Origin of the sequence: Rhizobium sp. LjRoot258, assembly GCF_964254185.1 — a bacterium.
Classification (GTDB): domain Bacteria; phylum Pseudomonadota; class Alphaproteobacteria; order Rhizobiales; family Rhizobiaceae; genus Rhizobium.
Map to the genome: position 1 here is coordinate 41,339 of NZ_CAXUST020000001.1, position 14,570 is coordinate 55,908.

Here is a 14,570-nt window from a genome sequence, read left to right on the forward strand (position 1 = left end):
TTTCCGTCGTTGGAAAATCAGCTCGCGAACCGCCCGGCGTCGGCGCCGTAATAGTTCAGGTAGCGATCGGAAATGCTGGCGATCGGCAGGACGATCAGAACGTCCGTCGTATTGAAGGCCTTGTCGACCACGGCAGTCGAACCGACCATCGCGCCGAGGCGGAGATAACCCTTGATCAGCGGCGGCAGCGCCATCAGCGCCCGCTTCGGGTTGACCGCTTCTGCCGGCATCAGATCCATGTCACGGGCAAGGTGTGGAAGCGCGGCAACGGCCCACTCATCCTTGGCGGCAACGTTGTGATGTAGGAAGGACAGCGCCAGAGCATGGCTTTCCGGGTGGATGCCCGGGAAGGAGGCGCAGCCGAACATGGCACTCATGCCATGCTTCAGCGCATAGGCCCAGTTTCCCTGCCACAGGAGCTCGACGGTGCGCTTAGTGCGGTAGTCGGGCAGCACGCAGGAGCGGCCGAGTTCCATGAACCGCTTATCCGGGTGGCGGGCAAGCAGCTCGTCGATCGCGAATTCCGAAGCCGAGTAAAAGCCGCCGTTCGCCATCGCGACTTCCTGTCGCAGCAGGCGATAGGTGCCGACGATCTGGTCCTCGCTGTCGCCCTCGATCGAGCGATCGAGCACGAGCAGATGATCGCAGAACGCGTCGTAGGAATCGAAATCGCGCTTGCGGCGCATGGCTTCCGGCGAAAGCTGTGCACCCATTTCTTCGACGAAGACCCGGAAGCGGACGGCCTGGGCGGCATCGATCTCGCTGGCCGTGCGGGCAAGGCGGGTCTCAAGACTGCCGATGCGGCCGAGGATATCGCCTTCCTTCGGCGCAAGCGGGCTCGACGGCCGATGGACCTCGGCGACGGCACTATTGAAAGCGTCTACTGACATGGCGATTCTCCCGTTGCCGGCTTTTGACACGCCATAAAACACTTATATGCGACAGGAAAGTGACATCATACAGCCGCCGCACGCAAGAAGCGTGCCGGTTGTTTGATGGCTACCGCGCTTCCGCGCGGCGGGCCGAAAGCGCAGCAACAGCTTGGACTTCCGTCAGCAACCTTATCGGGTCAACCGGCTTTACCATGACGCGGTTTGCACCATTCAGCAAGACTTGTCTACGGGATTCGTCGCGCTTGTCGGCGGTCAGCACAATGATCGGGACGGGCGGAACATCGAGTCGGCGCTCATGGCCGCGTAGCCGGCCAAGCATATCGATACCGTCGCCGCCCGGCATGGAAAGATCGCTGATCACGATATCGGGGCGCACGCTTCCCTCTGATAGCGCACGGTCGAGAAGCGTCTCGAAATGTTCGACGTGCTCGACGGTATGGCCGGCCTTTTCGAGCATTGCCCGAATGAGCATAGCGTTGATCGGGTCATCTTCCGCGAGCAGAATGCGCAGCCCGCCCTGGAGCCCGGCTTCGGGGATGGAGACGCTGAACCCGGGCTGGTTGTCGTTCAACGCATCGCGCTTTTCCATCCCACGCATCCGCCCACGCAGCACGTCGATCAGCGACTGTTCTCGCAGCGGCCGTATCAGCCAGGCGTCGAACAGGTCGAGGGGATGGGCGTTTCGCTCTTCGGGGTTGACCAGGAAGATCTTGCGCAGACCGAGTGCCGCGATCTCGGCGCGGTCGGCGAGGTGGTCGGCGAACTCTGCCGACATGCGGTGGTCGACGATGATGTCAGTCGGCCGGCGGCCGCGCGACGCCATGGCGAGCAACATGTCATGCGCGCTCGTGCCATCTGTCACCAGGTGGCAATCGCCGCCGAGCGTTGCGATCGTCTCTGATATCGCCATGCGCGCCGCACCGGCAGGCGCCAGCAGCAGCACGACGCTGCCGGCAAGCACGGCATTGTGGCGACCATGGCTTTCCTCCGGAATGTCGATCGGAAACCGGATGCTGAATTCGCTGCCGGTTCCTCTCTCGCTGGCCACCGTAAGCGAGCCGCCGAACTCGCGCATGATGCGGGCGGAAATCGAGAGGCCAAGACCCGTCCCGGCGCTTTTCTCGATCGGCGTTCCGCCCTGCTCGAACTCGCCGAAGATGCGGTTCTGTTCCTCCTCGGTCATGCCGGGCCCGGTGTCGGTGACGCTGATCAGGACGTCGTTGCCCTTTAGCGATGCCCGCACGAAAACGCCGCCCGCCTGCGTGAATTTCACGGCGTTGCCGATGACGTTGAACAGGACCTGACGCAGGCGCGCCGGATCGAAGCTCATGAGTTCCGGCAACTCGGAGGAAACCGTCGCCCCGATCTCGATACCTTTTTCATGGGCGCGGTGGGCGAGCATTTCGACGACGCTCTCAAGCAGCTTGCGAAGCGATTCCGCCCGCGGACGCAGCTGGAAACGGCCAACCTCGATGGTCGAGAAGTCAAGGAGGTCTTCGACCAGCTGTGTCAATGCATAGCCGGATTGGCGGATGCCTGTGAGATAGTTCTGCTGTTCCTGCGTCAGTCGGGTTTCGGTCAGCAGATGCGTCATGCCGAGGATGCCCGATAGCGGCGTGCGGATCTCATGGCTGACGGTGGCAAGCAGGCGCGATTTGGCGGCGCTGTTGTATTCGGCTTTCTGCCGGGCCTCCTCGCGGGCTTGTGCCGTCAGCCGTTCTTCGGTGACATCGCGAGCGATACTTTGGAGCAGCAGCCGTCCGTCGGCCGGGTCGCGGGTAACGACGTCACGCCAGAAGTAGATGCGCTGGCCCTCGGGTGTCGAAATCTCCACCTCGAAGCGATGCGGCGCCGTGCCGGGACGAAAGGCGATGCCGATTTCCTCACAGGTTAGCCCCTCGGGATTGACCCGGCCCGTCAGCCGACGAAACGCCTCATTGGCGCCGACGATGCGCCGGTCCATGTGGCGTGTGACGGTAATGTCGCCAAGCGCGTCATGGATATCGGCAAAGAGAGCCGCACCCTGGCTCCATGCGGAGGAGACGCCGGGGGGGGACTTCCTCGAGCTTCTCTGCCTGGCGGTCGAAAGGATTGCGAGAGGGACGATAATGGCAAGTGCGGCGACGCCGAGGCCGATCGAAAGCAGCAACGGGCCCCCCGCCTGCGCCACGGCGACAAGGACAGAGCCGGCAACAAGTCCAAGGCCGCCCAACCACCATGACAGAAGCTTGCGGCCCACGCGGTTGCGCTGGACTTGCGCAGAAACGAACTCGGTTTGATAAGCAGCAGCATCCAGACCCCGCTCACCTTCGCGATGAGCGGTAGGCCGCCCGAACGCGGCGGTAAGTCTTTCGTGCAATTGACCGAGACCTTGCATGGCCGCCGGATAACATAACGGCGGTTCCAATTGCCTTCAGCAAACCGCTAAGATTTTAACGGTCTGCGTTTTTAGGTTGTATCAGCTCATCCAGAATCACGCATCCCGCGCCGATGGTGATGAAACTGTCGGCTAGGTTGAAGACGGCGAACGACCATGTCTCGGTATGAAACAAGATGTAGTCGATCACGTGACCGTAGAGGAAACGATCGATCAGGTTGCCAAGCGCGCCGGCGATGATCAGCGCATAGCCGAGATGGGCGAAGGTGCGTTGCTTGCCGGTGCGGTTCCAGAGCCAGATGACGAAAGCGACGATGATCAGGCGCATGCCGACGATAAACCAGCCATCCATGCCCGACAGCATAGAGAAGGCGACGCCGAGATTGTAGGTCCGGTAGAGGGCCAGCATCGGGATGAGTTGCACCGGCTCCTGCAGCGGCAGCGTATGGTCGACGACGATCTTGACGATCTGGTCGAGCACGATGGCGATGATGATGAAGACCAGGATCGGCAACGGGCGGGCAAACAGTGTCGGGCGTTCTAGCGTCTGTTCGGTCATTTGGCCTCGTCGAGTGAGAGGAGATGGCGCCGCGCCTCGAACAGCATGACGGCGCTCGCGACGGCAAGATTGAGCGAGTCGGCGCGGCCCTGCTGCGGAATGCGGGCAAGCGCGTCGGCTTCCTTGGCAAGATGCTCCGGCAGGCCGGACTGCTCGTTGCCCATCAGGATCACGACGGGCCTCTTCTTGTAGTCGATCGTCCGGTAGTCGACCGAGCCTGCCAGGTGCGTAGCGACGACGGAGACGCCGGCATGCTTCTTCCACGAAATGAATTCTTCCGGTGTCGCGCGGGCGACGGGAACAGCAAACACCGAGCCCATGGTGGCGCGCACCGTTTCCAGCGAGAAGGGATCGGTCGTCTCGCCGACAAGGATGACGCCGGAGGCACCGGCAGCATCGGCTGTGCGGATGATCGTGCCGAGATTGCCGGGGTCTCGCACGCGGTCGAGGGCGATCCAGGTCTCGCCCTGCTTCGGGTGGATCTCGCGGAGCGGCTTCCAGCGGCTTTCGAAGATGCCGACTACCATCTGCGGATTGTCGCGGCGGGTGATCGAGGAGATCACCTTCTCGCTGACCTCCAGCACCAGCCCGCCGGAGGCGACGGTCTTTGCCGCCATCTGCTCGACCAGCGGTTTGCCCTTGGCGGCCTTGGCGTAAACCAGCGTGCGGATCGTCCAGCCGAGCTCGATCGCATCGATCACCAGCTTCAGCCCCTCGGCCATGAAGGTGCCGCTCTCTTCGCGCGACTTCTTGTTCGTCAGCGCCTTGATGTCTTTGACGATCGGATTGGCGAGCGAAGTGACCTCTTTCACGTGCCCGACCTTATGCGGGCCGTGGCCCCGGTGTTCATGGCTCATTTCGGCACCCAGCGGGAGAAGAGGGAGGTGGAGAGTGCGCGTCCCGGCACTTTGCCGTCCAGTCCGGCCTCGCGAATGACGAGCTCGCCGGATTCGACGGCCCCGCCGGCGCCGCGCATCGTCTCGCGCATCAGTTCATGGATCGAATAGAAGCTCGCCCGGATCGAATAGGCCGTGAGCACCAGCCCAACCGCCGTCGGAGACAGGATCTCGCGGCAGATATCGAGCATCAGCGGCAGATGCTCGAAGAGATGCCAAACCTCGCCATTCGGTCCGCGGCCGAATTTCGGCGGGTCGGTGAGGATGATGTCGTAGCTGTTGCCACGGCGTTCCTCGCGCAGGATGAACTTCATCGCGTCCTCGCAGATCCAGCGGATCGGCGCCTTCTCCAGCCGGCTCAGCGCCTGGTTTTCGCGTGCCCAACCGATTGCCTTCTTGGAAGCGTCGACATGCGTGACCTCCGCGCCGGCGGCTGCCGCAACCAGGGAGGCGACACCGGTGTAGCCGAAGAGGTTCAGCACCTTCAGCGGCCGCCCGGCGGCCTCGACCTGCTGCTTCATCCAGGTCCAGTGGACGATCTGCTCGGGAAAGACGCCGACGTGGCGGAAAGACGTGAAGCGGCCGTAGAAATCCACACCGAGCAGATTGAGCGGCCAGGTCTCGCCGAGCGCTTCCTTGGGAAAGCGCCAGCGCCCCGCGCCCTCCTCGTCGGTATCGCCGGTGAAGACGGCATCGACCCTTTCCCAGACCTGCTTCGGCAACGATGGCTGCCACAGCGCCTGGCCCTCCGGACGCACGATCCGGTAGGGGCCGTATTGCTCCAGTTTTTCGCCGTTGCCGCTGTCGATCAGATGGAAGTCGCCTGCGCCAAGGGATTCGAGGATGACGGGCACGCGTTCGGCCGGACGCTCGCCCGTACGCGCCATCAACGGCCGGTCGATGGCGGCAGGCGCGGAGGCCGGTTCGCGCACCTTCTCACGGGCCGGCGCAGGCTTTTCCGCGCGTGTGCCTCGATCGTCGGCGCGGCGTCCGCCGGAGGGGCCGGCGGCGGATTTCAGGCCCGGCCGGCGTTCTTTCTGTCTCAACGTGATCTTCCGCGTGCTTCAATTCGATAGAGCTCGTGCAAATAGCATTCCGTTTCACCTTGGCAAAGCGCTTTCCGGCTGTGATAAATTGAGGCCGGTAGAAATGGGAGGATTTCGGATGGACTTGACCGGCGAAGAACGGATTACCGCTCCACGGGATGTCGTATGGGCAGCGCTCAACGACCCTGAGGTATTGAAGCAGTGCATTCCGGGCTGTCAGAGCCTGGAGATGAAATCTCCGACCGAGCTGGCAGCGGTGGTGAAGGTCAAGATCGGTCCGGTTTCTGCAACGTTCAACGGCGAGGTCTTGTTATCCAACATCAAGGAGCCGGAAAGCTATACGATCTCGGGCGAGGGCAAGGGCGGTATTGCCGGTTTCGCCAAGGGGGGCGCCGATGTGGTGCTGAAGGACGACGGCGGCGAAACGGTCCTGCAGTATGAGGCAAAAGCCCAGGTTGGCGGCAAGATCGCGCAGCTCGGCGCGCGATTGATCGACTCGACATCCACGAAGCTGGCGCAGCAGTTCTTTTCCAGTTTCAACGCTGCCGTCAGTGCCAAGGCCGCAGAATAAGGGTCCGAATTGGCAGATTTCTCCGTCCAGGCGAAGCCACAATCCGTAAAGTGGACCATCAGATCGCCACGTCAGTCGGATTTGGAGCGGCTTGCCGACATATATCTGGCTGTCCGCCGCGAGACCTTCGTGTGGGTTGATCCCGCCAGCTTCCGCCACGAGGACTTCAAAGCCCACACGCAGGGCGAACATCTGTGGCTCGCAGAGGCACCGAACGGCGAGGCCGCGGGTTTCATGACACTGTGGGCGCCGGACGATTTCATTCACATGCTTTATGTCAGCACATTCTGGCAAGGGCAGGGGATCGGCGCTGCGCTGCTTGCGGCGCTGCCGGATTGGCCACATAAGAAGTATCGGCTGAAATGCCTGGTCAAGAACGATCGCGCGAACGCCTTTTATCGCTCCAAGGGGTTCATCGTCACGGGATCGGGCACGTCAACGGAGGGCGACTATGCAGAGATGAGTTTTTATCCGTCCGTCTAGCATCGTTCTTCGGCTTGGCAGGCCTATTGCAGTTGCGGCTTCCTCAGAAAAGCGTTGCGATCGGCGGACCTGATGCGCAGCCACGCCTCACGGCCGTCGCGCAGCACCCGCATCGGGATTTCCGCCCCCGCCGGGCCGCTGCTCCAGACCTTGCGGTAGAAATCGGCAAGTCCATCGACTTCGCCATCGCGGATCTCGGAAATGATGTCGCCTCGCCGCAAGCCGGCCTGAGCCGCCGGGCTTCCGTCAGCCACGCTCATCACAACCACATCGCCGTTGCTCTCGGCGGAAAAGGCGCCGAGCCACGGTCGCGGCGGCTTGTTGACGCGGCCGCGCGTCATCAGGTCATCGAGAATTGGCGGAAGCAGGTTGATCGGCACGATCATGTTGATATCGGCAATCTCGTCGTTCTGGCTCATCTGCAGGCGCAGTGAACCGATCCCGAGCAGCTTGCCTTCGGCATCAATGAGTGCGGCGCCGCCCCAGGACGGATGGGCGGGTGTGGTAAAGATCGCCTCGTCGAGCAGATATTCCCAATAGCCGGCGAACTCCTGCTTTGCCACGATCCTGGCTTCCACGAACTGGCCGATGCCATCCGCCAGCACGACAGGGTCGCCGAGGCTGGCTCCGGCGCCATCACCGAATTCCAATGCCGGCAGGCCGATATCCCCCAGCGCCTGAAGCAGGCCGAACCCGGTCTCCTGGTCATAGGCGAGCGGATGGGCTGCGATGACGCGCCCGTCAAGTGTGGTCAGCCACACTTCCTCGGCCTCGGTGATCAGGTAGCCGATGGTGAGGACCAGTCCGGATGGCTTGATGACGACGCCGCTGCCTTCCCGGCGGGTGCCGAGCGTGCCGGCTGTAAAGGCGTCTTCGGGAATTGAGGAGCGAACGGCCACGACTGACCGCAGGATTTCGTCGATATTCATGGTCTCATCCTCGCAAGGCGCGGCGCCTGTGTCGCGACTGTGCCTAGCAGATGTGCAGTGGGTTCTATTTTATATAGCTATGAAGCTGGGTCTATGGCTGCAAGTGCTTGCTCGGCCTTATTTCAGCCTGCGCGCCACGCTCCGGTTTCTCGATGCGCTCTAACCTTTGGGCCCTGGCGAGCCCGTCACCTTAACGGCAGCTGCCCCGCAATTTCCTCGGCCCGGGTCTTGTGGCGGTCCGCCTCGGTCTGCCAGCGAACGGCTTCCTTGGCTTCGGTTCGGGCGCGCTTGCGGTATTTGCCCTGGGCGAGCCAGGTCGCAGCAGATCCGACCAACATGCCGATCATCAGCGTTATGAAAATGAACACGAAGAACGGCGCTGACAGGGAAAGGACCTGGTCATCTGGCCGGAACGGATTGAAGGCGAGCGTCACGATCTGCCTGTTGGCGACGCAGAAGATGATCAAGATGATTCCAAGTGGCAGAAAAATCAAAAGGTTGGTGATCTTCTTCGCCATGCTCGGCCTCCGTATTTCAACGCGCGCCGTCGTCGACGCGGCGCTTTGATCTGGTCAGCAGGATAGTGGGCCGAGAGCCAAGTTCAAGTGCGGGCTTGCCGCAGGCTGCCATGCAGGCGAGGATCAATCCTCTTCGTCGGCCTGTCCCGGGTTGAGGCGCTCACGCAGTTCCTTGCCGGTCTTGAAGAAGGGAACCCACTTCTCCTCGACGAAAACGGTGTCGCCGGTACGTGGGTTGCGGCCTGAGCGGGACGGGCGGTTCTTTACCGAGAACGCACCGAATCCGCGCAGCTCGACGCGGTTGCCCGCCGCAAGCGCGTCGGTGATCTCGTCGAGCACCGCGTTGACGATATTCTCGACGTCGCGATGGTAAAGATGCGGGTTGCGGGCTGCAACTATCTGCACCAGTTCGGACTTGATCACTTTCGCCCCCTTAAATTATTGATTTCTTATCAGTCATGGCCAACCTGCCAAACTGAAAGGAGCCCGTCAAGGAGCAACTTTTGCGGCAGGATTCCACCGAGATCGCGAGCCTTGGCAAGATCGTCGTAGCCAAGCAGCGTCAGGATCTGAGACGCGCTGTCTGCGAGCAGGAAGGACGTGCTGCTCTTCTTGTCCCAATCGACCTCAGGCAGGCTCTTGCTGACCTTGCGTGTCTCAAGGTAGGCCCTGATATCGTCATCCCCGCCGATCTGGTCGATCAGCTTGACCTTGAGTGCCTGGCGGCCCGTGAAAATGGTGCCATCGGCGAGCTTCTGCACTTCCTCGCGCGGCAGCTTGCGGCGCTCGGCGACCAGATCGACGAACCAGCCATAGCTGTCAACAATCATATTGTTGATCATGGCCTTGGCCTCTTCGCTCGCCGGATGGAATGGCGAGGGCTCGGCCTTCAACGGTGAGGATTTGATCTCCTCGAGTGAAACGCCGATCTTGTCGAGCAGCGGCTTGACCTGCGGATACTGGAAGATCACCCCGATCGAGCCGGTGATCGAGCTGTCTCCGGCAATAATCATGTCGCCGGCGGTGGCGATCATGTAGCCGGCGGAAGCAGCCAGCGTGCGCACGTCGGATACAACAGGCTTCTTGGCGGCAATGGCGCGGATCGCCTTGAAGACCCTCTCGCCGCCATAGGTCGTGCCGCCGGGTGAGGAAATGGAGACGACGACGGCCTTCACCGCGTCGTTCTTTTCAATCTTTTTCAGCCGCTCCAGCAGCTCGTCATCATCGGTGATCAGCCCGGAAATGGTCACATGGGCAACGTGCGGCCGGCTGGTTGCGATGTCGCCAAGGAATACCCGGTAAGCAGCGAAACCCAATGCCACGAGGAGCAATACCGCGACGACGCGCCAGAAACCGACCTTGCGGCGAAGCCTGCGGCGATCGGCGATCATCGAACTGTCCATTCATTCCTCCAGGGGGTGGCGAGCACGCGCGATCCCGTAAATCTAGGGCTTCTGCGCCGTTCGGACACGTCGATTTACCACGCGCCGGCGCCTTTGTTGCTTGTTGCAGAAAAAAATCCATATTGGCAAGTCAGTGTAATAATGCGAAACGAACTGTGATCGGGCGCCGCAATGCCTATATACGCTGCCCGATCACCGACACGGACCAGGTTTATGCTCAATACATTGAACACCAGCGGAAGGGCTGACTACGTGGGGCCGGCGCGAGGCGCCTATGGCGCTGCACGCTTCCATTCCGCGCGGGTACGCCGCCTGAAGATCATACTTCCGATCGCAGCCGTTGCGGTGTCGCTGGTCTTCATTGGTGTTTCCGTAATTCGCACCTACCTGCCGGAGAACATCAAGATCGAGGGTGCCAAGATCGAGAACGGCAAGGTGGTGATGGAGAAACCCGCGATCTCGGGCCGCAATTCGGATGGGATCAACTATTCGATGCTGGCCGAGCGGGCGCTTCAGGATATCAAGAATCCCAACCTGATGACGCTTGAGAAGATCAAGGCTGCAGTGCCGATGAAGGATGATCTGATCGCCCGGGTCGAAGCGACGGCTGCAGACTACGACCGTGCGACCGACAATCTCGATGTCAAATCCCCCTTTGTCATCCTTTTGAGCAACGGGCTGACGGCCAACTTCCAGAGCGCCAAGGTTGACATCAAGGGCGGGAAGCTCACGAGCGAGGATCCCGTAAGTATTCAGAAAGATACCGCTTCTATTGTTGCGCAGTCGATCAAGATGACGGATAAGGGTCGGACGATCACATTCGAGGGGAATGTACGCATGAATGTCGATCCCTCCACCATTCACAAACAGGGCACTTAACAGCCGGGTCACCATGACAAACGATTGTCGCATTTCTACCCGCAAGGCGGGAGCAGTATTCCTCAATGGCGCGGTGGCGCTGCTGCTGTTGGCCGGAGGCGCTTTGGCGCAGGCAACGACCAGCCAGATGGACGGCCTGAAGCTGAACAGGGACGAGCCTATCCAGATCGAGAGCGACAAGCTGGAGATCCACGATCAGGAACACACGGCCGATTTTACGGGCAATGTGAAAGTGGTGCAGGGCAAGACGACGCTGCAGGCCGGACATATGACGGTCTATTACAAGCCGAAGGGCGGCGACGCGAACGCGGCCCCGGCAGCCGGCGCCAAGGACGCTTCAGCGTCGATTTCATCGGGCAACACTGATATCGATCACATCATCGTGACGGACAAGGTGTTCCTGAACTCGGGCACGCAGACGGCCACCGCCGATGACGGCTCTTTCGACATGGCCAAGCAGCTTTTCATCCTCAAGGGCGAAAAGGTTGTCCTTACCGATGGACCGAACGTCTTTACTGGTTGCCAACTGACGGTGCACATGGAGACGGGACAGGCCCAGCTGGATAGCTGCGGGGGGCGCGTCCAGATTCAGCTTGATCCGAAGTCACAGAAACAGAACTGACCCCGGCCTTACCACGTGAAGTTATTCTCGCTATCGACCATGTTCGGCAGGTCCGGCCCCCAAGCGGCTGCTGAGACCCCCGCCGGTGATAAAAGCCGTTACCAGGGCACGCTGATTGCGCGCGGTCTGACGAAGACCTATAGCACCCGGCGTGTCGTGAACGGCGTGTCGCTGGTCGTTCGACGCGGCGAGGCCGTTGGCCTGCTGGGTCCGAACGGCGCCGGCAAGACGACCTGCTTCTATATGATCACCGGGCTTGTGCCCGTTGATGAGGGTACGATCGAGATCGACGGCAATGACGTTACGACGATGCCGATGTATCGCCGTTCGCGACTGGGCGTTGGCTACCTGCCTCAGGAAGCCTCGATCTTCCGCGGTCTGACTGTCGAAGAAAACATTCGCGCGGTTCTGGAAGTGCATATCGACAACAAGCCAGCGCGCGAAAAGAAGCTCGACGAACTGCTCGACGAGTTTCACATTCGCAAGCTGCGCAAGAGCGCGGCCGTTTCGCTTTCCGGTGGTGAGCGTCGCCGCCTTGAAATCGCCCGCGCGCTGGCGACCGATCCTACGTTCATGCTCCTCGACGAGCCGTTCGCGGGCGTCGATCCGATCTCCGTCGCGGACATCCAGCATCTCGTTCATCATCTGACAGCGCGCGGCATCGGCGTGCTGATCACCGACCACAATGTGCGCGAGACGCTGGGGCTGATCGACCGCGCTTATATCATCCATGCTGGCGAAGTCCTGACGCATGGTCGCGCCAACGACATCGTCAACAATCCAGAAGTGCGCCGCCTCTACCTGGGCGACAATTTCAGCCTTTGACGCGCTCCGGCGCCGCGGAAATTCACCTTCTGTGACGGTTCCGCTTGACCAAATAGAATAAAAAAGCAATTTTTGGGCCAACTTGGATTTCCGTGGCCTGAGCCCGTGACAGGACGCGGTTTCCCGGAGGAGATGAACGGGAGTTTCGCGTCCGCTATGGCACTGTCGGCCAATCTTTTCCTGCGCCAGAACCAGTCGCTGGTGATGACACCGCAACTGATGCAGTCCATTCAGTTGCTGCAAATGACGCATTTCGAGCTGACGCAGTTCATTGCCCAGGAAGTCGAAAAGAACCCACTGCTGGAACTTCCGTCAAATGATGCGGACGCAATTTCCGAGCGCGGAGGCGCGGAGGATGAGGCCTACGCACCGCAGGTGGAAGAACCCGGCGATGGCGGCTACGACAGCCGAACCGAGGTTTTGTCGGGCGACTGGTACGAGAGTGGCAACACCGGCGGTGCAAGCCGCCTCAGCGACGAACTCGATGCCAACTATGCCAACGTCTTTCCCGATGACGGCGTCCCGCAGCGCGCCGACGCTCCAGAGCTGATCAGCCAGTGGAAGTCGATGCCCGGCAACGGCGAAGGGGCAGAAAGCTATGATCTCGATGATTTCGTTGCTGGTCAGATCTCGCTGCGCGATCACCTTGCCCAGCAATTGCCCTTTATCCTGCCCGACATGTCCGATCGCCTGATCGCCCAGTACCACGTCGATCAGCTGGACGAGGCAGGCTATCTCCAGGGCGATGCGACGGAAGCTGCCGATAGACTGGGCGCGAGCGTCGACGATGTCGAGCGCGTGATCGCCGCCTTGCAGACGCTCGATCCGCCCGGCGTTTTCGCGCGCAACCTGGCCGAATGCCTGGCGATCCAGCTTCGGCAGAAGGACCGCTTTGACCCCGCCATGCAGGCGCTGGTCTGCAATCTCGAGCTTCTGGCGCGGCGCGACTTCGCTACGCTGAAGCGGCTTTGCGGCGTGGACGAAGAAGATCTGCTCGATATGTTGGGCGAGATCCGCCAGCTCAATCCGAAGCCGGGCGCGGGCTTCGAAGCCGGAATGTCGGAGGCGATCATGCCCGACGTCGTCGTGCGCGCAGGCTCCGACGGCGGCTGGTTGGTCGAGCTTAATCCCGACACGCTGCCGCGCGTTCTGGTCAATCAAGCGTATTTTTCCAAAGTCACGAAGAGTGGCGACGATCACGCCTTTCTGTCGGAATGTCTGCAGACCGCCAACTGGCTGACCCGGAGCCTCGATCAGCGGGCCAAGACGATCATGAAGGTCGCAAGCGAGATCGTTCGACAGCAGGATGCCTTCCTGTTGGATGGTGTCGATCACCTGCGACCGCTCAACCTTAAGACGGTGGCCGACGCCATCAAGATGCACGAATCCACTGTCAGCCGCGTGACATCGAACAAGTACATGCTCACGCCGCGGGGTCTCTTCGAGCTCAAGTATTTCTTCAGCGTCTCCATCAGTGCCGTCGAAGGCGGCGACAGCCATTCGGCCGAGGCTGTGCGCCACAAGATTCGCGCCCTTATCATGCAGGAAAGCCCGGATGCCGTGCTTTCCGATGACGATATAGTGGATATCCTGAGGAAGGGCGGGGTCGATCTTGCCCGCCGTACGGTCGCGAAGTACCGTGAGGCAATGAATATCGCGTCGTCCGTCCAGCGCAGGCGGGAGAAGCGGGCCTTAGCCAAGGTCGCGGGCTTTTGATTGTCGTGTGCGGCGACCAATGCGTGTATTTCCGAGTTCTAATGAGTGTGTCTGTTGACATTTTGGTAACTTCTGGCTAGAAGCGCGCCGCAATTGGCGCTGTGGACAGCGTTGGAAGTTATCCCCATCATCCTCAGGGCGCCTGAAGCCGGGAACTTCGGCCGATCTTGCTTGGGATCGCGCGAAGTGCTTGGATGAGGGTGAGCCTTGGCGTAAACTGGTACTCGCAAACCACTATAAGAAGGGAAACTCCATGAGTGTGCGTGTATCCGGTAAACATATGGAAATTGGTGACTCGTTCCGTCAGCGGATTGAGGACCAAATCGGTGTAGCCGTCACGAAATACTTCGACGGAGGGTATTCTGGTCAGGTGATCGTGCAAAAGGCCAACGCCCGGTTTTCCGCCGACTGCAAGCTCCATCTCGATAGCGGAGTTGTATTGCATGCCGCCGGAGAGGCGATGGACCCCCAGTTGGCCTTCGATGCCGCTTCCGAACGGATCGAGAAGCGTCTTCGCCGCTACAAGCGCAAGCTGAAGGATCACCACTCCGGAAATCACCAGAATGGTTCTGCAGAAGTCGCGTACACCGTCATGGATGGGATGTCGGACCAGGACGACGAGATTCCAGACGACTTCGCGCCGGCGATTGTCGCTGAAAGTACCAAGCAACTGAAGACAATGTCGGTAGCGACCGCCGTGATGGCGCTCGACATGACGGACGAGCCGCTGCTGCTGTTCCGTAGCCCCGGCAAGGAACAACTAAACATCGTTTATCGTCGCCATGACGGTAACATTGGCTGGATTGATGCAGCCAGCATCAAAAGCTGAGATCAGGCGATGGGCGGCAGTTAG

At 60.8% G+C, this 14,570-nt stretch carries 16 protein-coding genes; 7 read left to right on the forward strand and 9 right to left on the reverse strand.

Going from position 1 to position 14,570, the window contains the following annotated elements:
• Positions 1 to 17: 17 nt before the first annotated feature.
• The 5 genes from ACSQ9D_RS00205 to ACSQ9D_RS00225 form a co-directional block, all read right to left on the reverse strand.
• Entirely contained in the window at positions 18 to 890 is an 873-nt protein-coding gene (locus tag ACSQ9D_RS00205) for a GNAT family N-acetyltransferase (RefSeq protein ID WP_436280689.1), read from the reverse strand.
• Positions 891 to 999: 109 nt separating this feature from the next.
• Positions 1,000 to 3,270: an ATP-binding protein gene (locus tag ACSQ9D_RS00210; protein ID WP_436280690.1), complete on the reverse strand. Its 2,271-nt coding sequence runs from the start codon at positions 3,268 to 3,270 to the stop codon at positions 1,000 to 1,002.
• 55 nt (positions 3,271 to 3,325) lie between these two features.
• Positions 3,326 to 3,829 (reverse strand): signal peptidase II, encoded by a 504-nt coding sequence (gene lspA, locus ACSQ9D_RS00215; protein ID WP_436280691.1) that lies wholly within the window; start codon positions 3,827 to 3,829, stop codon positions 3,326 to 3,328.
• Entirely contained in the window at positions 3,826 to 4,686 is an 861-nt protein-coding gene (locus tag ACSQ9D_RS00220; protein WP_037114690.1) for a TrmH family RNA methyltransferase, read from the reverse strand. The genes lspA and ACSQ9D_RS00220 overlap by 4 nt, the downstream gene beginning before the upstream one ends.
• The gene (locus tag ACSQ9D_RS00225; protein WP_436280692.1) at positions 4,683 to 5,771 is read right to left on the reverse strand and encodes a class I SAM-dependent methyltransferase; all 1,089 of its coding nucleotides are present in this window, start codon (positions 5,769 to 5,771) and stop codon (positions 4,683 to 4,685) included. The genes ACSQ9D_RS00220 and ACSQ9D_RS00225 overlap by 4 nt, the downstream gene beginning before the upstream one ends.
• Positions 5,772 to 5,889: 118 nt before the next feature.
• Between ACSQ9D_RS00225 and ACSQ9D_RS00230 the strand changes: the two genes are divergently transcribed.
• Both ACSQ9D_RS00230 and ACSQ9D_RS00235 read left to right on the forward strand, forming a co-directional pair.
• A complete protein-coding gene (locus ACSQ9D_RS00230; RefSeq protein ID WP_436280693.1) occupies positions 5,890 to 6,342 on the forward strand; it encodes an SRPBCC family protein in 453 nt (150 codons plus the stop codon).
• Between the two features lie 9 nt (positions 6,343 to 6,351).
• Positions 6,352 to 6,825, forward strand: coding sequence for an N-acetyltransferase family protein (locus ACSQ9D_RS00235; RefSeq protein ID WP_436280694.1), 474 nt, complete (start codon positions 6,352 to 6,354; stop codon positions 6,823 to 6,825).
• 23 nt (positions 6,826 to 6,848) lie between these two features.
• On the opposite strand, the gene ACSQ9D_RS00240 is transcribed toward ACSQ9D_RS00235, so the two are convergent.
• From ACSQ9D_RS00240 to sppA, 4 genes are all read right to left on the reverse strand, one after another.
• Entirely contained in the window at positions 6,849 to 7,754 is a 906-nt protein-coding gene (locus ACSQ9D_RS00240) for a S1C family serine protease (protein WP_024314536.1), read from the reverse strand.
• A 185-nt stretch (positions 7,755 to 7,939) separates the two neighbouring features.
• Positions 7,940 to 8,272 carry a DUF1049 domain-containing protein gene (locus ACSQ9D_RS00245; RefSeq protein ID WP_436280695.1) on the reverse strand — a complete coding sequence of 111 codons (333 nt, stop codon included), beginning with the start codon at positions 8,270 to 8,272 and terminating at the stop codon, positions 7,940 to 7,942.
• 123 nt (positions 8,273 to 8,395) lie between these two features.
• Positions 8,396 to 8,695, reverse strand: coding sequence for an integration host factor subunit beta (locus ACSQ9D_RS00250; protein ID WP_003544934.1), 300 nt, complete (start codon positions 8,693 to 8,695; stop codon positions 8,396 to 8,398).
• A gap of 29 nt (positions 8,696 to 8,724) precedes the next feature.
• Positions 8,725 to 9,675: a signal peptide peptidase SppA gene (gene sppA, locus ACSQ9D_RS00255; protein ID WP_436280696.1), complete on the reverse strand. Its 951-nt coding sequence runs from the start codon at positions 9,673 to 9,675 to the stop codon at positions 8,725 to 8,727.
• 213 nt (positions 9,676 to 9,888) lie between these two features.
• Here sppA and lptC point away from each other — a divergent pair, with 213 nt between their 5' ends.
• The 5 genes from lptC to hpf all read left to right on the forward strand — a co-directional run bounded on the left by lptC (position 9,889) and on the right by hpf (position 14,546).
• The gene (gene lptC, locus ACSQ9D_RS00260; RefSeq protein WP_436280697.1) at positions 9,889 to 10,554 is read left to right on the forward strand and encodes an LPS export ABC transporter periplasmic protein LptC; all 666 of its coding nucleotides are present in this window, start codon (positions 9,889 to 9,891) and stop codon (positions 10,552 to 10,554) included.
• Between the two features lie 13 nt (positions 10,555 to 10,567).
• Positions 10,568 to 11,176 (forward strand): LptA/OstA family protein, encoded by a 609-nt coding sequence (locus ACSQ9D_RS00265; protein WP_436280698.1) that lies wholly within the window; start codon positions 10,568 to 10,570, stop codon positions 11,174 to 11,176.
• A 39-nt stretch (positions 11,177 to 11,215) separates the two neighbouring features.
• Positions 11,216 to 12,001, forward strand: a complete 786-nt coding sequence (lptB, locus tag ACSQ9D_RS00270) for an LPS export ABC transporter ATP-binding protein (RefSeq protein ID WP_436283739.1) — start codon at positions 11,216 to 11,218, stop codon at positions 11,999 to 12,001.
• Between the two features lie 156 nt (positions 12,002 to 12,157).
• The gene (gene rpoN, locus ACSQ9D_RS00275; protein WP_436283740.1) at positions 12,158 to 13,717 is read left to right on the forward strand and encodes an RNA polymerase factor sigma-54; all 1,560 of its coding nucleotides are present in this window, start codon (positions 12,158 to 12,160) and stop codon (positions 13,715 to 13,717) included.
• Between the two features lie 253 nt (positions 13,718 to 13,970).
• Entirely contained in the window at positions 13,971 to 14,546 is a 576-nt protein-coding gene (gene hpf / locus ACSQ9D_RS00280) for a ribosome hibernation-promoting factor, HPF/YfiA family (protein WP_024314543.1), read from the forward strand.
• Positions 14,547 to 14,570: the final 24 nt, after the last annotated feature.